This is a genomic window from Capnocytophaga bilenii, from assembly GCF_017565765.1.
GTDB classification, from domain to species: Bacteria; Bacteroidota; Bacteroidia; order Flavobacteriales; family Flavobacteriaceae; genus Capnocytophaga; species Capnocytophaga bilenii.
Map to the genome: position 1 here is coordinate 331,672 of NZ_JAGDYP010000001.1, position 19,882 is coordinate 351,553.

The 19,882-nt window shown below is 38.4% G+C and carries 14 protein-coding genes; 3 read left to right on the top strand and 11 right to left on the bottom strand.

Translation table 11 applies throughout. The features are described 5' to 3' along the window. Positions 1 to 100: 100 nt before the first annotated feature. The 3 genes from J4N46_RS01720 (at position 101) to J4N46_RS01730 (ending at position 3,409) form a co-directional block, all read left to right on the top strand. Entirely contained in the window at positions 101 to 820 is a 720-nt protein-coding gene (locus J4N46_RS01720; protein WP_236013556.1) for a carboxypeptidase-like regulatory domain-containing protein, read from the top strand. A 20-nt stretch (positions 821 to 840) separates the two neighbouring features. Further along, positions 841 to 1,581 (top strand): carboxypeptidase-like regulatory domain-containing protein, encoded by a 741-nt coding sequence (locus tag J4N46_RS01725; RefSeq protein ID WP_208057796.1) that lies wholly within the window; start codon positions 841 to 843, stop codon positions 1,579 to 1,581. A 121-nt stretch (positions 1,582 to 1,702) separates the two neighbouring features. After that, positions 1,703 to 3,409, top strand: a complete 1,707-nt coding sequence (locus tag J4N46_RS01730) for a phospho-sugar mutase (protein WP_208057798.1) — start codon at positions 1,703 to 1,705, stop codon at positions 3,407 to 3,409. Positions 3,410 to 3,476: 67 nt separating this feature from the next. On the opposite strand, the gene J4N46_RS01735 is transcribed toward J4N46_RS01730, so the two are convergent. The 11 genes from J4N46_RS01735 to J4N46_RS01785 form a co-directional block, all read right to left on the bottom strand. After that, entirely contained in the window at positions 3,477 to 4,919 is a 1,443-nt protein-coding gene (locus tag J4N46_RS01735) for a lipopolysaccharide biosynthesis protein (RefSeq protein ID WP_208057803.1), read from the bottom strand. A gap of 7 nt (positions 4,920 to 4,926) precedes the next feature. Further along, a complete protein-coding gene (gene radA, locus J4N46_RS01740; RefSeq protein ID WP_208057805.1) occupies positions 4,927 to 6,294 on the bottom strand; it encodes a DNA repair protein RadA in 1,368 nt (455 codons plus the stop codon). 12 nt (positions 6,295 to 6,306) lie between these two features. Next, a complete protein-coding gene (gene rfbA / locus J4N46_RS01745) occupies positions 6,307 to 7,185 on the bottom strand; it encodes a glucose-1-phosphate thymidylyltransferase RfbA (protein ID WP_208057814.1) in 879 nt (292 codons plus the stop codon). 13 nt (positions 7,186 to 7,198) lie between these two features. Continuing rightward, positions 7,199 to 7,648: a hypothetical protein gene (locus tag J4N46_RS01750; RefSeq protein WP_208057815.1), complete on the bottom strand. Its 450-nt coding sequence runs from the start codon at positions 7,646 to 7,648 to the stop codon at positions 7,199 to 7,201. Further along, the gene (locus tag J4N46_RS01755) at positions 7,635 to 8,840 is read right to left on the bottom strand and encodes an AAA family ATPase (protein ID WP_208057816.1); all 1,206 of its coding nucleotides are present in this window, start codon (positions 8,838 to 8,840) and stop codon (positions 7,635 to 7,637) included. Before J4N46_RS01755 ends, J4N46_RS01750 begins: the two co-directional genes overlap by 14 nt. Positions 8,841 to 8,850: 10 nt before the next feature. Beyond that, entirely contained in the window at positions 8,851 to 10,032 is a 1,182-nt protein-coding gene (locus J4N46_RS01760; protein WP_208057819.1) for a metallophosphoesterase, read from the bottom strand. Positions 10,033 to 10,096: 64 nt separating this feature from the next. Continuing rightward, positions 10,097 to 10,705 (bottom strand): M15 family metallopeptidase, encoded by a 609-nt coding sequence (locus J4N46_RS01765; protein WP_208057821.1) that lies wholly within the window; start codon positions 10,703 to 10,705, stop codon positions 10,097 to 10,099. 18 nt (positions 10,706 to 10,723) lie between these two features. Then, the gene (locus J4N46_RS01770; RefSeq protein ID WP_236013578.1) at positions 10,724 to 13,333 is read right to left on the bottom strand and encodes a putative LPS assembly protein LptD; all 2,610 of its coding nucleotides are present in this window, start codon (positions 13,331 to 13,333) and stop codon (positions 10,724 to 10,726) included. Positions 13,334 to 13,464: 131 nt separating this feature from the next. After that, positions 13,465 to 15,975 carry a type IX secretion system periplasmic lipoprotein PorW/SprE gene (gene porW, locus J4N46_RS01775; RefSeq protein WP_208057823.1) on the bottom strand — a complete coding sequence of 837 codons (2,511 nt, stop codon included), beginning with the start codon at positions 15,973 to 15,975 and terminating at the stop codon, positions 13,465 to 13,467. Positions 15,976 to 16,017: 42 nt separating this feature from the next. Beyond that, positions 16,018 to 17,322, bottom strand: coding sequence for a ribosome biogenesis GTPase Der (gene der / locus J4N46_RS01780; protein ID WP_208057824.1), 1,305 nt, complete (start codon positions 17,320 to 17,322; stop codon positions 16,018 to 16,020). A gap of 66 nt (positions 17,323 to 17,388) precedes the next feature. Further along, positions 17,389 to 19,848, bottom strand: a complete 2,460-nt coding sequence (locus J4N46_RS01785; protein ID WP_208057826.1) for a M1 family aminopeptidase — start codon at positions 19,846 to 19,848, stop codon at positions 17,389 to 17,391. Positions 19,849 to 19,882 lie beyond the last annotated feature (34 nt).

The window sequence follows — 19,882 nt, forward strand, 5'->3', positions numbered from 1 at the left end:
CTTGTGGGACAGGTAGGACTTGTGGGAGTGCGACAGGTGTGTGGTGCTGTAACTTTGTATTAAATTGTATTTTTATATCAAAAAATAAGAACTAAAATATATGACATTGCGTTTTTTTATTACAATGACTATATGCTGCTGGGGCTTGACAGCTTGGGGGCAGTCGGTTGTACGTGGTAGGGTTGTGCAGGATACTATTCCTTTGGCAGGAGCTCACGTGCTGAATATGACGAACCATACAGTGGCTACGACTGATGCTAATGGATATTTCAGCATCAATGCTCGCGAAAATAGTACTCTGAAAATTAGTTTTGTGGGTATGACGACTACTTTTCACAAGGTTACTAAAGAGGATTTTGGCTTTGGGGGACTTCTTATCGCAATGAAAGAGGATATCAACGAGCTGGAAGGGGTAGAAGTGTCAAAATACCGAAAAATTTCTGCTCAAGACTTGGGTATCTTGCAACATACTACTAAAGAACGTACTTTTGCTGAGAAAAGACTTTATGCGACTAAAGGGATTGGGATTGTATCTATCCTAAGTACGCTTTCTGGACAAAAAAAGATACTAAAAAAGATAGTTGCTAACGAAAAAAATATGCAAGTGGCGCTCTACCTGCGGGAACACCTAAGCGAGTTTTTGAAAAAAGAACTAAAAATAACGGATGAGGAGGTTGAAATTTTGACTTATTACGTAATGGAAGAACCTGAAATACATACGCTGGTGGGGCGCAAAGAAGACCAACAATTGGGTTTTTTACTTTTGGAATATTGGCGTAAATACAAGCTAATGGTACAGGCGGAAGAAGCTAAGCCATAGCTGATAAAAACTAACTGAAAATGAAATATATAGCTACTTTTATACTATGGGCTACTTTGGTGGCTACCTATGCCCAAGAAACGATAGTACGGGGCAAAATATACTACAACCTGAAACCTTTGGAAGGGGTACATATACAGAACATTGACAACCAAGAGGCTACTACTACCGACAGCGAGGGGTCGTTTGCCATTAAAGCAAGCAAAGGGCATAGCCTGAAATGTACTTTTATGGGCAAAAAAACAATATACCGCAGTGTTACACCAGTGGATTTGCAACGGATTGTGGTACTGACAATGAGCGATGTAACGATTGCGCTTGAAGAGGTGAGCGTAACGGAAAGGGGTAAAATTACAGCTCAAAGCTTGGGAATACTTCAGCATACCCCTAAAGAGCGTTCGTTGCAAGAAAAAAGGGAATATACACATACTAATTTACTACAAGCAGACGAAATTACGCTTTACAAACTGCTGGTGGGGCGTGTGGATTTTAATATTCTTTCTGTAATGAACGCTCTCTCTGGAAAAACAAAAATTATCAAAAAAGAGGTAGTAAATGAAAAGAATATAAAAGCAGCTCATTACATTATAAATGAGATGGGTAGCTACTTAGCCACCGAACATCATCTGACGGAGGAAGAAATAGGTAAATTGGCTTTTTACGTAATGGAAAAGCCTGAAGTGCAGCGCTTGATAGACAAAGGAGACAAGCAACAATTGAGCTTTATGCTGTATGAATATTGGATAGAAATGAAACCGTAAAAAAATTAACATATTATTTTTGCTAATTAGAAAATATTTTGTACTTTTGCCATAGAAAAAAACGAGGGTATTTGAGGCTTTTTAGTACCAAAAACACCCCCTTATAAATAAATTTATTTTTATGAAAAGTATTGAAACAGCAAAAGCGTGGCTCTCTGATGTTTTTGACGAGGAAACACGCAGCAAGGTTCAGGCACTCATTGATGGCAACCCCGATGAACTAAATGAGGCTTTCCACAAGAACTTAGAATTTGGAACAGGCGGTATGCGCGGTATTATGGGGATTGGTACTAATCGTATCAATAAATACACGCTTGGAAAGAACACTCAAGGGCTTAGTAACTACCTGAAAAAATCATTTCCTAACCAAGAAATAAGGGTGGCTATAGCACACGACTGCCGCAACAACTCTAAAACATTTGCTAAAGTGGTAGCTGATGTATTTGCAGCAAACGGCATTAAAGTATTCTTGTTTTCGGACTTACGCCCTACTCCAGAACTTTCATTCACGGTGCGACAACTGCAATGCCAAGCGGGAATTGTACTTACTGCTTCGCACAATCCGCCAGAATACAACGGCTATAAAGTGTATTGGCAAGATGGTGGACAAACTGTTCCTCCTGAAGACGGCGATATTATGAAGGCTATTGAAACTATTGATTTTAAAGACATCAAATTCAACGCTGACGAAAGCCTTATACATTACATCGACAAGGATTTGGACAACGCATTTGCTGAGGCTTCTATTAAGCACGTGAACTTTGGAGTGCCTGAGAAAGATAAACTGAAGATTGTATTTACTTCTTTGCACGGTACTTCTATCACTATGGTTCCTGAAGTGCTAAAACGCGCTGGGTATAGCAACCTACACATCGTAGAAGAACAAGCTACCCCTGATGGTAACTTCCCTACTGTAAAATCACCTAACCCTGAAGAACCTGAGGCTCTTACTATCGCTCTTAAAAAAGCTGACGAAATAGGTGCAGATATCGTTATTGGCACTGACCCTGATTGCGACCGTATTGGTATTGCTGTTCGCGACCTCAACGGCAAAATGAAACTGCTAAACGGCAATCAAACTATGGTGATGATGACTGACTTCTTGCTAAACCACGAAAGCAAAAAAGGTTTTAAAGGCAATGAGTTTGTAGCTTCTACCATTGTTTCTACTCCTATGGTACGCGCTATTGCTAATGCTTACGGGGTACAATACAAAGAGGGCTTAACGGGCTTTAAATGGATAGCTAAAATGATAAAAGACTTCCCTGAACTTAGATTTATAGGGGGTGGTGAAGAAAGTTTTGGCTATATGGTAAGCGACTTTGTACGCGATAAAGATGCGGTTACCGCTACACTATTGGCGTGTGAAATAGCTGCTGATGCTAAAGCTAAAGGTAGTTCTTTCTATAACGAACTGCTAAAGGCTTATGTGAAATATGGTTTCTACAAAGAGTACCTTATCTCACTGGTGAAAAAAGGCATTTCGGGTTCGGAAGAAATTGCAAAAATGATGAAGGACTTGCGCGAAAACCCATTGAAGTCTATCAATGGTGAAAAAGTAACTTTAGTGGAAGATTATCAAACCTCAAAAGCGCATAATTTGCTAACAGGTGAAGTAAGCAATATTGACATACCAAAATCGAACGTGCTTATCTACCACACTGATAAGGGTACTAAGATTGCGGCACGCCCTAGCGGTACTGAACCTAAAATTAAGTTCTACTTCAGCGTAAATGCTCCTCTGAGCAAAGTAGAAGACTTTAACGCTGTAGAAAAAGAGCTTGATAGCAGGATTAAAGCAACTGTGGAAGAGCTAAAACTAAAATAGCCTAATCTCAATATATTCATTAATTTTGCCAAGGGGTGGCTATACAAGCATACTCCTTTGGCAAAATTTATTTAACTGTGGTGCTACTGGCTGTCTTTCTTTTCTTTAGCATTCCTGTTACATCTACAATGAGATTGGCTAAATAGCCATAGATAACTAATAGAAGTATCCCCGTAAAGATATTGACATTGAAAAGATAAAACTCTACAAACGTGAAGAGGATACTAATTCCTAAAAAGAATTTCAGTATTCGCTGCCTATATGGGATACGGTAATGTTTCTGCCCGTAATAATAAGAAAATAACATCATAGAAGCATAGGCAGCAAGAGTAGCCAAAGCAGCCCCTTTATAACTGAACAACGGAATAAGGGTAAAGTTAAAAACGATTGTAACGAGCATTCCGATAATAGAGAAGATAGCTCCAAATTTGGTGTTATCGGTTACTTTATACCATACTGAAAGGCTGTGGTAAATACCCAAGCATAGATTGGCTAACAGAATAATGGGTACTATCCAAAGGGCTTCCCAATAGGCTTCGTTGGGAATAAGTATGTGTTTGAATACATTGGTAAAGACGGTTATAAACAATAAGAAGAAACCACCAAAGATAGTGAAGTATTCGGTTACTTTGGCATAGCTTTTTTTAGCGTTCTTATCCTTAGCTGTGCTGAAAAAGAAGGGTTCTACCCCCAGCTTATATGCAGTTACAAAAAGATTCATAAAAGTACCCATTTTATAACAAGCAGAATAAACCCCTATAGTGGTATCGGCGGTTTCTTTGGGGAGTAACATACGCAAAAAGACGCGATCGAAGCCTTCGTTGATAGCGAAAGCAATGCCCGCTAATAGCACCGGGAAGGCATAAAGCATCATTTCACGCCATAACTGATATGAAAAACTAAAACGAATCTTGACATAAACAGGTATCAGAACTATAAGGGTGAGCAAACTTGCAATTACATTGGAAAGAAATATATAAGTAACCCCTGCTTCCATATAAAGTTCTTTCTCAGAAAAAAAAGTAAGGAAATAGATATTTAGAAGCATATTAATGGCTGTACTCCCTACTTTTATAGCTGCATAAGTCAGTGGTTTGTTGTTATTGCGTAGCCACGCAAAGGGTATAACCACTAAACTATCAAACACTAAAATAAGAATAGCAAAAACGATATGCTCGGTATCATAATTGAGCCACGAAGCAATAGACTCGCGTAACAGATAGGCAAGTGCTAAAAATAACAAAGAAGTAACTGTAAGTGAAGTAAGTGCGGTAGATTGTACTTTTTTGGTATGCTTGTCTTTATTCATAAAGCGGAAAAAAGCAGTTTCCATACCATACGACAGCAATACATTGCCTAAAATAATATATGCAAAAATACCTGAATAGATACCAAAATCATAGGTATCGAGCTTATTAACATAGAGGCGTGTGAGCAAGAGCGTCATCACACGAGGCAAGACGGTTGCTATGCCGTAAATAGTTGTATCTTTTAAAAGTCGTTTTAACATACTCTTCTTATCCAAAAAGTTCCTGAATAGCGTCTTCTATCTTGGCTACTTTTACAATCTTAATATTTGTATTCTTGAGAGCTATTTTGTTGTATTTAGAAACAAAAATAGTATTGAATCCTAATTTTTCTGCTTCGGTAATACGTTGTTCTACCCGCTGTACAGGACGTATTTCACCTCCTAAACCTACTTCGCCTGCAAAACAAACATCTTTATCAATAGCTATATCTTCATTAGACGATAAAATAGCCATTGCTACGCCTAAATCGGTAGCTGGGTCATCAATAGTAATACCTCCTGTGATGTTTAAAAACACGTCCTTAGCCCCCAAACGGAAACCTGCGCGTTTTTCGAGCACTGCTAAGAGCATATTTAGTCGTTTAGCATTAAAGCCCGTAGTGCTGCGCTGTGGCGTACCATACACTGCTGTACTTACAAGGGCTTGTATTTCAATCATCAGCGGACGCATACCTTCCAAAGTAGCCGCAATAGAAGTTCCGCTGATAGTTTCATCAGTTTTAGAAATAAGTATTTCGGAAGGGTTATTCACTTCGCGCAATCCATTACTGAGCATCTCATAAATACCCAACTCAGAAGTAGAACCAAAACGATTTTTCAGCGAACGCAAAATGCGATATACGTGGTTGCGATCGCCTTCAAACTGCAAGACGGTATCTACCATATGTTCTAATATTTTAGGTCCTGCTATCTGTCCGTCTTTAGTGATGTGCCCGATGAGAATTACAGGCGTGTGTGTAGTTTTAGCAAACTTAATCAGTTCAGAAGTACATTCTCTTATTTGTGAGATGCTCCCTGCCGAAGCCTCTATGTAGTCTGATTGCAGTGTTTGTATAGAGTCGATAATCACTATTTCGGGCAAGAGTTCTTTTATTTGTTGGAAGATATTTTGTGTTTTGGTTTCGGTGAGGATATAACAGTTATCAAGACGATGCGGAATACGATCGGCACGCATTTTTATCTGTTTTTCACTTTCTTCTCCCGATACATAAAGGGTGCGATAAGGCAAATTGAGTGCTATTTGCAGTAATAGCGTACTTTTTCCAATACCTGGTTCGCCTCCTAAAAGTGTTACCGAACCAGGCACTATACCACCTCCCAGCACGTTGTTCAGCTCGTGGTTATTGCTATTGAGGCGTTCCTCTTGCTGAGTGCTAATTTGTGAAACAGCAATATATTTAGGAGCTTTATTTCTGCTTGTTGTAGTTTCTCGTTCTTGCCATATAGGCTTTTCTTCTTTTTGCACTACCTCTTCCACAATAGTATTCCACTGCTTGCAGATATGACACTGTCCTTGCCATTTACCGTATTGTGCTCCACAATTCTGACAGAAATAAGCTGTTTTTAGTTTTGCCATTTCCTTATTTTATTAGTTGTTAGTTAGAAGCTGCAAAAGATACTGCCCGTATTGGTTTTTGAGCATTGGCTGAGCTAACTCTCTTAGTTTTTCAGCACTTATCCAACCTTTGCGATAAGCTATTTCTTCCAAACAAGAGATTTTCAAGCCCTGACGTTTTTCTAAAGTCTCTACAAAGTTTGATGCCTCACTAAGTGAATCGTGAGTACCTGTATCTAACCACGCAAAACCACGACCTAAAAGTTGTACTTTCAGTTCACCATCGTTTAGAAATACCTGATTAACAGTTGTAATTTCAAGCTCACCACGTGCCGAAGGTTTAATTTCTCCTGCCACTTTCACTACTTTATTAGGGTAAAAATAAAGCCCTACTACTGCATAGTTAGATTTAGGTTGGGCAGGTTTCTCTTCTATACTAAGCACATTTCCTTGAGCATCAAATTCAGCCACCCCATAGCGTTCAGGGTCTTTCACATAATAGCCAAAAACAGTAGCCTTGCGCTCTTTCTCTACATTATCCACAGCTTGCACAAGCATTTTTGAAAAGCTTTGTCCGTAGAAGATATTATCACCTAATACTAAGCAAACATCATCATCACCTATAAAGTCCTTGCCGATAATAAAAGCTTGCGCAAGTCCATCAGGACTTGGTTGTTCGGCATAACTCAAGCGAATACCAAAATCAGTTCCATCTCCTAAAAGACGTTGAAACCCCGGTAAATCTTGAGGCGTAGAAATTACCAATACCTCACGAATACCTGCCAACATTAACACCGATAGCGGGTAGTAAATCATTGGTTTGTCGTAAATAGGGAGCAATTGTTTTGACACTCCTTTTGTAATAGGGTACAAGCGTGTGCCTGAACCGCCTGCTAAGATTATTCCTTTCATTTTTTATTAGTTTTTAGTTACGTATAGCATCAAGAGTATTCGTCTGTGCGTTATAGTCGCATTGTAATGATTTTACTTTTATATGAAGTTTTACTTTTTTCTTCTTAGTCAAATCATTTATTTTTCTTTGTATAGCTGTGGTTGGTATCATTTTAGTAACCACTGCCATAGCATATTGATTGCTTGATTTAGCAAACATTTGTATGCTACCTTCTAGTTGTTCTAATGCTTTAAGTACATCAATTCCCTTTAGTTCTACAAATATTTCTATCAATCTTTTTAAATTTTCTTCTTTAAATAAAAGAAAATCACAACGGGTAGCTTTATCATTTAATGATAATACACCACCATCAATTTGTACTTTCACAAAACCTGTAGCATTATTAAGTGTGAATTTTTTCTTATTTTCCTCACAAGTAGCTATTTTACCACATTGTTTTTTATATTTATCATCTATTTCCATACTGAATATCTAATAAATTAGAAAACTCTGTTACAATATCTTCTGAAACACTATCTAAATATTCAGCATTAATGAGATTATCCTCATCAATAATATATTTTACTTTTCCATTTTCTATCGCATAAGCTCCTACCTGTGTTGTTGTTAGCCAATATTCTTTAGGAACAATATTGTGTACAACATCTTTTTTATCAGAGTCCTTCCCTATTTCTCCTGCTAATAGTAGGTTATTGAGTGAAGTGAGTATATATGGACTATGTGTTGCAAAAGCCAAGTTTGTAATACAATTTTCTTGCTTATTTTTAGCAAAGCAATCTCTCACTAAGCTATTTAACAATCGTCTTTGTGCTGATGGAAAAAGCGATAATTCTGGTTCTTCTATAAAAATAGAAAGGTTTCTACTCGAGAAATTAGCTAAATTGATATTAGGAGCTTCTATTTTCCCTAACTGTTGCATTTGTTGAATTTTACTCATCAAAAAATCATTAAAACCTCCTGCTAATACATCTTTAAAATTATATTTCTGAGTAAGGTAAGAAACTATTATTTCAGGAAAAACAGCTGTTTTTGTTCCACTTGAGCTATTCTCGAGCTTCATTTCAAAAGTATTACCTTTATCTTTTATAAAAAATTGTGGTAATATTCCTTTCTTTTGAAAAAGTATCAAATTAGTACTTTCTATAGAGAACTCTTTTTTATCTAATTGCTCAAAAGCTATTAAAAAGTTGTCATAAGTATCTTGTAAATAATAAGGGAGTTTAAAGTTACGAGGAATTTTATTGGCATAAATATCAGGTAACACTCCTCTGTTTTCACTGATAAAAGCTATTTTATCTAAAGTTAGCTCCCCATTTAGCTTAGTATCAGTAAGAATTTTCCCTTTAGTTTCATATAAAGTATCTCCTATCTGAAAACTAATTTCAGTATCTTTGCGTATTAATTCATCTAAACCGCTAATTTTTAATAACGAATTTGAGTTTAAACGATTATAATCACTCTTTTTCTTAGCAATAGATGATTTTACAAAATAAGTTCTTAAATTATTCTGCTTATGCACCCACCGAAGTAGCGATAAAAGCTTAAGAATCGCGCTCTTACCACTGCCAGACTCACCTATAAACACCATTAGGGGTTTTAGGTCTATATCCATCTCTTTAATAGGTCCGAAATTCTTAAGATATAAATGTTCCATCTTAGTTTTTTTAATCATCATCTTCGGGGATAGAAGCATTCTCCACTATAGTAGTTTTTTCTCCTTTGTTATCCACTTTATATTCATTGTTCCCCTCTATCAGTAAGCCCTGTATTACCCCTTTAGCGTGCTGTACATCAAGGTCTATCACACGTTTATTCATCAGGTAAGTTACCTCGCTATGAAGGCTATGACCTATAACAAACTTGCCTACGTTCCATCGCCCCATTATCTCATGAGCTTCTTCAGGGGTAATAGTTTGTTTGCCCCAACCCCTGTACCACATCGGGCTTACACCAAACTTATAAATAGTGCTACATACATTATCTTGTAGTTTTTGAGCTTTCTTATTTTCAAAATAATAGCGGCGTGCATTGTTATTCAGCTCCTGCACGGATAAGTTGAGGTCAGAAACCTCTTTAGAAATACCCGCGTGTACAAACACATAATCACCTATTTTTTCCACAATATTTTTAGTGCTCAGCCAGCGACCCAATTCAGTATAAGGCTTATAAAAATCTATATAAGGAAAGTTCATCAGTTCAGCATTAGCAAGGTATTTTTTGCGCACATAGCGGAAGTCGTTATTCATATTCATCAAGTCGTGGTTACCAAGTATAAAATGCACCTTACCTCCTGCTTTTTCAGCTTGGTTTTCCAAGTGATAGATAAGCCAAAGAGTTTGTGTAACCATCAGTCCGCGGTCGAAGAAGTCACCTACAGTTACCAAATGCCCTTTGCCAAATGTCCATTTATATTTTTTGTTCATCACCCCATTAGCAATAAGAAAAGAACGAAAAGCCTCAAATTCCCCTTCTATATCCGAAATAGCAATCAGTTTTTCAGGCATAGGATATACAGCAGACTCATTGGTGAGCTTTTCTTTTAGTCTCAAACTAAAATACTGATTTTTATCTACTTGCACTTTTAGTTTTTTAGCACGTTTTCTCTTGCCTTCGTACAGCTTAGTAGTTACCTCTATTTTTCCATTTTTCTCGGTAACAGCTTTTATTTCCTGCTGTTCACCGTGTTTTCTGTAGTATACATAAGGTCCATCTATACCCGCAGTAGAAGTATCCTTACTCAATCGCTTTTCGCTAAATATAGGCTTAAGCTCTTGTCCTTGAGCTTTTTCAGCTACCAAAATACCAAAAGACAAGCACAAACCTATTATGTAATGTTTTATTTTCATAATCAAAAAATATATTTAATGACTGATGTCGCAAAGATACAATATAATTACAGAATTAGCAAGCCTAATTACATTGCCACTGAAAATTCTCTACTTTCGATTGCATCTCGGGGCGATACTCATAATGCCACCATTCAGAGTAGATTGATTTAAAGTTATATTTATTAAGTGTTTCTTTCAGCAGTTTACGATTCTCAAGCACCTCCTTAGAGTGCTGAGTATAAGTGTGATGCGCCTCTTTCCCAAAAAAATCAAAAGGCGTACCCATATTCAGTTCCTTGCCTTTTGCATCTACAAGTGTAAGGTCTACAGCAGCTCCACGATTGTGTTTAGAGCCTTTGGCAGGGTTAGCCACATAGTGCGTACCGGGAAGTATTTTCCACATCTTTTTCTGCACATCAAGCGGTCGATAACAATCGTACAGCTTAATGCGATAGCCCAATTGCTTAAACTCTTCATTAGCTTTCACTAGTGCTTCAGCCGTATTTTTTCGCAAATAACACTCACCACATTCATACACCGCCTGTTTCAAAAAATTATCTGCTGTAGCATATTTCAAGTCAAATACAAAATCAGGCGAAAGGTCTTTTAGCCGCACAAAATCTGCTTGTTGTGCTATCCCCAAAAAAGGAAGCAAGCACAATAAATAGCTTAAAAGTTTGTCAGTTATCATTTGTTATTAAATATGTTGTTACCTCAGCACTCTATCAGGCTGTTTGTTTTTCTCCCATTTCAAGTCCGAAAGCATAGAAGCTTTGATACCAATAAAGAAATACCACGAAGTGCGATAGCCAAAAGGCGTAAACTGAAAACTCATACGGAAGCTATCCAAGTCGCGCTCAAAACGCAATTGAGTGTAAGTAAACCCCTTGTTTACAAAGTCATAACCACTCGATACCCCCACCTGCCATTTCGGCGTAAGCGATACATTACCCGAGAACATCAATGAGTTATTAGCAATACGCCCTTCCCGTGCCATATTGGAGTAGGTAAGCGAGTGCGCCAACGTCAAATCCCACGGAATTACAGCTTGATAAAACTTAGGTTTTTTATCGTCTCCCTCGCCCTCTTCCCCCTCTTTGTGCTTTCTATTTGGTTCCTCATTTAGCGGTCTTGAAGAGCCAAAGAGGTCATCAGTACGCCCTCCTGTAGCATTACCTGTGGGTTTTTCGCGTTTGTTTTTATCCCCTTTTTTATCTTGCTTATCTTTGTTAGAAAACGAATAGTTGGTTGAAATATTCGCATTGGTAAGTCTAAAAAGGCTACCCCCATTGTCAATATTCCATTTTTCCATTTGTCGCCCATTATTATCAATAGCATAAGGATTGAGCGTTGCCCCAAAGTTGATACCCAATTTACCATTGAAAATAGCCGTACCCCCTGTAACATTTAGCGGACTAAATTGCTTAGTAATCACATTGTAATTAGAACTGAAGTTCAGGCTATTGAGTAGCATCACTTTTTTGGGTTGCGTTTCGGTGCTGTCTTTTTGCTTCATTTTAGCCTCAAAAGTATTGGCTAACGAAAAGCCTATAGACTGTGCCTCACTCAAACCTGGTGTACCGTAAATTCCCCCCTCAAAGCGAGTGTATTGAGCCTCACGCCCATAAGCGTCAGCTATATAATAATCGTAGTACCTATCAAACGAAGGCGTATAACCATAATTTACCGAAGGGCGCATCACGTGTCGTATAGCTTGTATAGGAAAGCCCTTTTTAAATCTAAAAGTACCATAGATAGTTGTACCCAAGCTCGTTCCCGCATTGTAAGTCATAAAACGATCAAAACCTCTAATAGTATCAATAGCAGTTTTTCCCGTAGTAGCGTTAAAATCGCGGCGGCGTATCGTCCTAAACTGCCAAGTTTCGTTTAGTGATGAGTTGATACCCCAAGTAATATACTTCATCAATTTTGCAGTAGTACTTATAGGAATAGAGTGCTGTACCCCATTGCGCGCCTCATTAAACATCTTTTTGCTGAAAAACAAGCTATCATAAGTAGAAAAACGATTATCAGCCTGCATACTATACTGAAAGTTCAAACTCTTGATAAGTCCTTTTTTAGTTTCCCCCTCTTTAGCAAAAGGATAGATACGTTCCACACTCCCACGAAGCGAAGGCAAAGTCATTTCTATATTTTTAGTATTGGTATTTTGTGAATGCGATGCCGAAATTGATATGTTCACAGCAGGCGAAGCCGGAAATGTCTTAGAATAAGATACTGACGACATCATCGTATTGTTCAAAAAGTTAGAAGTGTTCACCTGATTGTACGATTCTTGGTAATACCTACTATTACTCGATAAATTCACCGATGCCGAAAAGTTAGAATTTGGATTCGATTTAGAATCTTTGCTGTGTGTCCATTGAATACTATACATTTGGCTACCCGAATAATCAGGTAAGCCCCTCATACTGTAGATGTTATTTTCAAAAGTTAAATTGAAGTTCCCCGTATATCGGTAACGTTTCACATAAGCCGACTGCGAGCGCAACCCATAGCTACCATTAGTATAATAATCAGCCGAAAGAGCAAGGTCAAAATTATCACTAATAACAAAATAGTACCCCAAGTTCTGCAAAAAATAACCACGATTATTTACCTCACCAAAAGTAGGAAATATAAGCCCCGAAGTGCGCCCCGTAACCATAGGGTAATAAGCAAAAGGAATAGCTATAGGAGTAGGAATATCAGCAATATACATATTGCTAAACCCCGCAATAATCTTCTTTTTAGGCACAAACTTCGCCTTCCTCACCTTGATGTAATAATCAGGGTCGTCTAAATCCTCAGCCGTAGTAATAATAGCGTTGTGCATAAAGTAAGTAGAGTCATTCTCCTTCTTTATCACCTCGCCCTTTACATTATTTTCGTCCTGCTTGGTATAAGCATTGCGAATAATAGCCTTTTGGTTGCGATAGTTAAAGCGGATAGAATCAGGCTCAATTACATCTTTTCCCTGCTTAAATACAGGGTGCTGAGTATATTCACCCACACTATCTTTAAGCCTACCAGCATACACCTCACCCTTTTTATAGTCAATCACATCCACACCCGCAGTAATGTCAATATCAGTATATTTCACATTTGTTTGGTTATGAAGTGCTATTTGTTGCTTTTTTACATCAAAAATAATACTATCTTTAGCTTTGTAAGCTACTACATCCTCAAGCGCACCATCTGCACGCTTAATAGTATCTTTAGCAACCACACTATCCTTTTTCTTTTTAGGCTTTACAGGTTTTTCTCGCCTGCCACGCAACTGTTTCTTGATACTATCGTTTTTAACGGTATCGCCCATTGCCAATGGCAAACCATAAGATGACCCCTCTCTTAAAAAAGGAAAACTATGCGCATACCAAAAGCATAATGCTATTAGTAATATACTGATAATAAATGTTATAGTACGTTTATGATGTAACAAAACAAATGCTATTTTACGTTAGTTTGACGGCTCAAATACTTTTCTTTGTCTTTTCGGAGTTGTACCAAGCGATAATTCTCGGTAGCGATGATAAAAGTAGTCAATTTATACTTTTGTAGCAAGCTATTAAGCTCATTTACTACACTCTGTGCCGAATATTCATCGCGCAGATGATGTATTACCAACCACGTTTCTCCTGCCTTATACACATCCGTTGAAAGTGTTAGCACTTCCGAAATCGTATTTATTTTTTCTAATATCTCTTTCTTTACCTCTTCACGTGTTGCCAAAGTAGTACCCATAATGACTACTTTCCATTTTGTAGCTTTTTCATCATCTACAAAAGGCTCGTTATCCACCTCTTTCAGTTCTTCCAACAACTGCTGTGCTTCCTCACTTTCGGCAGTAGCAGGATAGTTGGTTACTATTTGTTGTAACTCCTCTCTGTAGTGCGCTACTCCCTCCAGCCTACCTATTGTTTGCGCTTGCAACAAAGCTATTGCGGGGGCTGCATCTGTCTCGTGGTAACGCATAGCTTCGGTTTGCAATTGTTGTGCTACCTCTTCTATCTCGCCACGCTTGTATTGTGCCGTGAGCGTATCGGCAAATTGTTGTGCCATTTTGTTGCGTTCCTGTTGTGAAGTTTCCCCTCCTTGTAACAATTTCGCATAATCTGTCCCATCGTAATTAGCCAATAATTGTGCTTTAATAGCGGCAGCTTTAGGGTTTTGTGTATCTAAGTGATTTTTATAAAGCTCATAAAGGCTCACCACCTCTATATCAGGTGCAGGTTTTAGAGCCAATACCCGTTCCAAACGTTGTATTGCCAATTCGTTCTCGTTGAATTTTGCACGGTATAGCAATCCCAACTGGTACAATGCCTCATTTCTTTGAATGGTAAGTGCTGTAATTTCGGCTTCTGTTTTAGGCAGTTTAGCAAGATAGCTATCTGGCGTATCAGCCACTACGGTAGGTTTTTCCTCTTGCTTTTGATCTTCTTGCAGCTTAGGTACAGCACTATGGCTTAATGATTGCCAGCGCCAATTGTCTTCCAATTTTCTATCGCCCCAATACTGTTGAAATTGTTGTTTACCATAAGCCACTGTTATAGGATTGTAAAAATAAAAATTACCACTTTTATCCTCATTACCAGCTACTTCCAAGCCTGTTCCTCCATTAGTATTGCGTTTTTTCTCTTGTTTTTTAGCTTTTAGTTCAGCTACCTGTTGCAACGAATCTATATGTTTTTGATAAAAAGCACGCCTTTGTTCTTCAGGCATTTGCAGTACATTTAGTATGCTGTCATTCTTTTTTACCACAAACTCCAATTCGGTTATTTTAGCCAAATTATCCTTTTTGCGCCTTGTATACAAGTGTTCAAAAGTGTTTTCAGGTATATAGGTAAGCGTACTATCCAAGTGTTGATAAGCCCCCACGTAATTTTTTTGAGCAAAAAACAACTCCGATAAGCGCATATGTGCCTTTGCCTTCAGAGGATCATTATCTTTATTGTTGAGCAAGGACTCGCGGTAGTAGTTGATAGCCGTTTTTTTATCATTGTCTTTTAGCATCTCGGCGTGAGTATAGAAAAGCACATCCAACAAGTTTTTATGCTCATAGCGATTTTCCAATTTAGTAAGGTATGCTAAAAAATCAGCTTTTTCCTGCCCTGTAAATACCTTGTTACGTGCCTTGCCTGCTTGTGCTTCCACCCACAAGCGGCGCGGTATTTTCCAATTTTGTTTAATCACTTTTTCAAAAGCCACCGCAGCCGAATCTTTTTGCAGCTGTTTTTCGTACAATTGCGCAGCAATAAAGTAATACCTACCGCGCAAAGCCTTATTGCGCGTGTATTTTCCCGCATCGTAAAGCGCATCGGCAGCAATCCTATATTGCTCCTGATTGATGTATGCCTGTCCCAGTGTGGCATAAGCCTCTGCCTTATCGTTACGGCGCATCTTGGGGTTCTCTTTTAGCAACTCAGTAAGTTTGTCTATCGCTACCTTGTCTTTCCCTAAGCGCAAATTTGTTTTTTGTGCCCACACGGCAGCCTCAGGAATACGCTCACTGAAACCATAATTGGTAAGCAAATGATTAAACGCCTCCAAAGCAGGAAAAAAACGCTCATTGTAATAACGCGACTGCCCCAAAAGCATATAAGCATCGTCAATCTTATAATTGCGTTGAATGCCGTTAAATACCATTGAGTGCCGCTGAATTGTTTTAATAGCCTTCTCTTCAGCACGCTCAAAATTAGGATTTTCTACCCCATCTAACTGCACTTTGCCTGTCATTCCAATAGGTTCTACAGGTAATATCTTGCCAAAGTCGTCTTGGTATTTATTGCGCAGTTCGGTAAGCCCCTTAGCATAAGCTTCTTCGCCGTTGTAAAGCACGTTATATTTGGTTACTATAGGCTGTAGCTGCCTGTTGTAGTACGTATTAGCATTGGGGGTACAAGCTATAATATATAGCAAGACCCCAATGATAAAACTACCATATAATAAGCCTCTTCTCATTCTTTTTTTATTTTAATATGAGTGCTGTTTTTTCTATTCTGTTTATTTCTGCCTGAAATAAACATCTATAGGCACTCCTGTAAAATCAAAATGCTCACGCAGTTTATTTTCTATAAAACGCTTGTAAGGGTCTTTTACATATTGTGGCAGGTTTGCAAAAAAGGCAAACTGCGGCATAGGTGTAGGTAATTGTGTACAGAATTTTATTTTGATATATTTCCCTTTAGTAGCTGGCGGTGGATAGTTCTCTATAATAGGAAGCATCACCTCGTTCAGCTGGCGTGTAGCGATACGCCTTGTGCGATTGTTGTACACTGCCACTGCCGTTTCTATCGCCTTGTAAATACGCTGTTTGTTCAGTGCCGAAACAAACAAAATAGGCACATCTGTAAATGGTTCTATTTCTTTGCGGATAACGGCTTCAAACTCTTTGGCTGTATTATTTTCTTTTTCTATCAAATCCCATTTGTTCACCAAGATTACAATCCCCTTACGATTGCGTTGTGCCAACCAAAAAATATTAGCATCTTGGCTTTCAAATCCACGTGTAGCATCAATCATCAGGATACATACATCAGAGTGTTCAATAGCACGTATAGAACGCATTACCGAGTAAAACTCAAGGTCTTCCTTTACCTTTGCTTTGCGCCTGATACCAGCCGTATCTACCAAATTAAATTCAAAACCAAAACGATTGTATTTAGTATCTATAGCATCACGTGTAGTTCCTGCTATATCAGTAACGATATAGCGGTCTTCGCCAATAAGAGCATTGATAAATGAAGATTTTCCTGCATTGGGACGACCTACTACTGCAAAACGAGGCAATACACTATCTTCACGTTCTTCTTTTTCGGGCAATAGAGCTACCAAGTCATCTAAAAGATCACCCGTACCACTACCGTTAATGCTTGATAGTGCATATAAGTGCTCAAAGCCCAAAGCGTAAAACTCGTGCATTTCGTTGCGCCTGTTATTACTATCCACTTTATTTACCACTACCAAGACAGGCTTTTGGCTACGGCGCAGCAGCATAGCTACTTGCTCGTCCATACCTGTAAGCCCATCTTCTACATTTACCATAAAAATAATCACATCGGCTTCATCAATTGCAAGTGCTACTTGTTTATCAATTTCTTTTTGGAAAGTATCGGCACTATTAGGCAAGTACCCTCCAGTATCAATCACCGAGAAAGCTACTCCATTCCAGTCGGTTTTGCCATAATGGCGGTCACGTGTAACACCACTCACGGCATCTACTATCGCCTCACGGCGTTTTATTAATCGATTAAAAAGTGTTGATTTTCCAACATTCGGGCGACCTACAATAGCTACTATAGCACTCATAATTAATTTTTTATTTTTGCAAAGATACGAAATAATGTTTAATTGTCAATGATTAATTATTAATCATCATTGTTTAAATAGTTTTTTCAAGTCTTGCAAGAGGATAATTTGTTTTTCTACAGAATTGGTAGGCGAAAGTGATTTTTTGATATTCACGCCTTCATCTATAACATTTTTAAGAACCTGTTGTGCAAAAGGGTTTTCGGTATCTTCTACAATTTCCTTTAGTCCTTTGCACAGTTTTTCGGTCATAGGGGTATCGTCAAAATGCATAGCCCAGCGGTATGCTTTTTGGAAATTGGCAGCCATTTCGGGGTCTTTTACAAAGGGGTAATACACTATATAAGGCAACAAGGTATCCAAATACTGTTGCATTTGGTTATCTACAATTACCCCTGCCAATCCCGATAGCTGGTCGGCTGTGAGTTTTTTAGGATTAGCTTTCTCTAAAAACTCTTTAGCAAGTGCAGGCTGTGTGTGAGCAAGTCCGTTAAGTGCGGCATTTTTTACTGCTGAAGAATGTGCTGATAGTGATTTTTGGAAAAGATTACTATATTTTTTATCTTTGGTTTTGCTCAGCACCCACATAGCTGCCGATTTGGCAAGGTTTTCAGGGTCTGAAGTTGCAATTTTCTCTACAATAAGCTGTTCTGAAGTGCTTAAAGGAAGGTCTTCAAGTTTATTAAGGGCTTTGATACGCACTTTGAAGAAAGGATCTTGTAGTGCCAAAAGCAGTATTTTCTTATCACTTACCATTTCTACCGCTTGCAATCTACTTTTTACCTGAGGGGCGTGTTGCAGCTGATAGCGGTATTCGTCATCGGTTTTGGCGAATGTTTCTTCCATTATGATAAGCCCATCGGGGTTGATATTTACTAATTGTGGCGTTTTTTCTACCGAAAAAGTAAAGGTATTTTCTTTTTTAGCATTTACCCATACGTTTTCGTGACGAACTTTACCGTCAATGTAAATATCTATTACCAATGGGAATTGAAACAATAGGTCTTCTTTTTGAGTTTGAGCAATTTTGAGGGTTAGTTTTTTGGTTGCCACATCGTATTCTTTTGATACTTCCACCTGAGGGTTTCCGTTACCAAAAAACCATTGGTTGAAAAACCAGTTAAGGTCTTTTCCGCTTACTTTTTCTAATGATAAGCGTAGCTGGTGGGCTTCACCTGTGCTGTATTGGTTGTTTTTGAGGTAGTGAGTAATCCCTGCAAAGAAAGCTTCATCACCAAGGTAACGCCTAAGCATATGGAGGATAGCACCGCCTTTGTTATAAGAAACAAGGTCAAACATATCTTCACGGCTATCATAATCAAAACGCACTAAATTTTTAGCAAAGTCGTTGGGGCGTTCTTTGTACTGTTGAGTATCGTTTAGGAGGTGCTCTTCGGCTACATCTTTATTGTATTTGTGTTCTAACCAAAGGTATTCGGAGTAGTTAGCAAAAGATTCGTTTACAGTGAGGTTTGCCCAGCTTTCAGCAGTTACAAGGTCGCCAAACCAATGGTGCGCAAGCTCGTGAGCAATGATTCTCTCCCAGTGGTTTTGGTCGGCGAGGTCTTCAGCAGTTTGGTAAGCTGTTTCGGCGTGACTTACGGCAGTAGTATTTTCCATAGCCCCACTTACAAAGTCGCGCACTACTATTTGGGCATAGCGTTGCCAAGGAAATTCATAACCAAATCGCTCTGAAAAGAAAGTGAGCATTTCGGCAGTATTGCCAAAGATTTGTTTGGCTACGCTTTCGTATTCTTTTTCCACATAATATTCTATGGGTACTTTTCCTTTCCAAGGGGTATCTTTCACGATAGCAAACTCACCTGCTGCCATAAAGAAGAGGTAAGGGGCGTGAGGTTTATCCATCACCCAATGGTCGGTACGATTGTTACCCGAAGTTTTGGAATTTTTTAATACTCCATTAGAAAGGGTAACAAAGTTATTGGGTACGGTAATTTCTATTTCTTGGGTAGTTTTTTGAGAATTATCGTCAATAGTAGGGAACCAGCAAGAAGAAGCTTCAGTTTCGCCTTGTGTCCATACTTGTTGCATAGGTTTGTCGGGCTCATTATTAGGATTGATAAAGTAGAGTCCTTTAGAAGAGAAGGCTGGTTCTCCATTAGAGTCGGTTACCTTTTCGGGCTGTGCAGTGTACTGTATATAGACGGTGTATTTTTCGTCTTTTTGGTATGTTTTGTCAAGTTTTATTTTTAGCAGATTGTTTTTATAGGCAAATTTCAGGGGCGTTTGAGTTTTGTTTTTCTCTAAGGCTACTTTGTGAATGAGCATTGCTTTGGCATCTAATACCAAACTATCGGTAGGGTAAAAGTAAGGAGCAGCAGTAAGCCATTCCTCGCCATTAAGTGTTTGGTTTGAAAAATTAAAGTTCACTTTTAGGTGTGTGTGCTGCAAGGCAGTTTTTTTTTCACGAGTAGCACGGTATAGTGTTCTTCCAGAATAGTCGGTTTGGGCTGTAATGATATTGGCTAAAAGTAGCCCAATGGTTGTAATCAGTAATTTTTTCATTTCTTGTTTGTTTAGTTTTTAAAAGAGTAGTATT

Coding starts and splice junctions, on each gene's coding strand:
- J4N46_RS01750 (WP_208057815.1), bottom strand. CDS start 7,648: ATGGAAATAGATGATAAATATAAAAAACAATGTGGTAAAATAGCTACT.
- rfbA (WP_208057814.1), bottom strand. CDS start 7,185: ATGAAAGGAATAATCTTAGCAGGCGGTTCAGGCACACGCTTGTACCCT.
- J4N46_RS01785 (WP_208057826.1), bottom strand. CDS start 19,848: ATGAAAAAATTACTGATTACAACCATTGGGCTACTTTTAGCCAATATC.
- J4N46_RS01765 (WP_208057821.1), bottom strand. CDS start 10,705: ATGATAACTGACAAACTTTTAAGCTATTTATTGTGCTTGCTTCCTTTT.
- J4N46_RS01755 (WP_208057816.1), bottom strand. CDS start 8,840: ATGGAACATTTATATCTTAAGAATTTCGGACCTATTAAAGAGATGGAT.
- J4N46_RS01725 (WP_208057796.1), top strand. CDS start 841: ATGAAATATATAGCTACTTTTATACTATGGGCTACTTTGGTGGCTACC.
- radA (WP_208057805.1), bottom strand. CDS start 6,294: ATGGCAAAACTAAAAACAGCTTATTTCTGTCAGAATTGTGGAGCACAA.
- J4N46_RS01720 (WP_236013556.1), top strand. CDS start 101: ATGACATTGCGTTTTTTTATTACAATGACTATATGCTGCTGGGGCTTG.
- J4N46_RS01735 (WP_208057803.1), bottom strand. CDS start 4,919: ATGTTAAAACGACTTTTAAAAGATACAACTATTTACGGCATAGCAACC.
- J4N46_RS01730 (WP_208057798.1), top strand. CDS start 1,703: ATGAAAAGTATTGAAACAGCAAAAGCGTGGCTCTCTGATGTTTTTGAC.
- porW (WP_208057823.1), bottom strand. CDS start 15,975: ATGAGAAGAGGCTTATTATATGGTAGTTTTATCATTGGGGTCTTGCTA.
- der (WP_208057824.1), bottom strand. CDS start 17,322: ATGAGTGCTATAGTAGCTATTGTAGGTCGCCCGAATGTTGGAAAATCA.
- J4N46_RS01770 (WP_236013578.1), bottom strand. CDS start 13,333: ATGGGCGATACCGTTAAAAACGATAGTATCAAGAAACAGTTGCGTGGC.
- J4N46_RS01760 (WP_208057819.1), bottom strand. CDS start 10,032: ATGAAAATAAAACATTACATAATAGGTTTGTGCTTGTCTTTTGGTATT.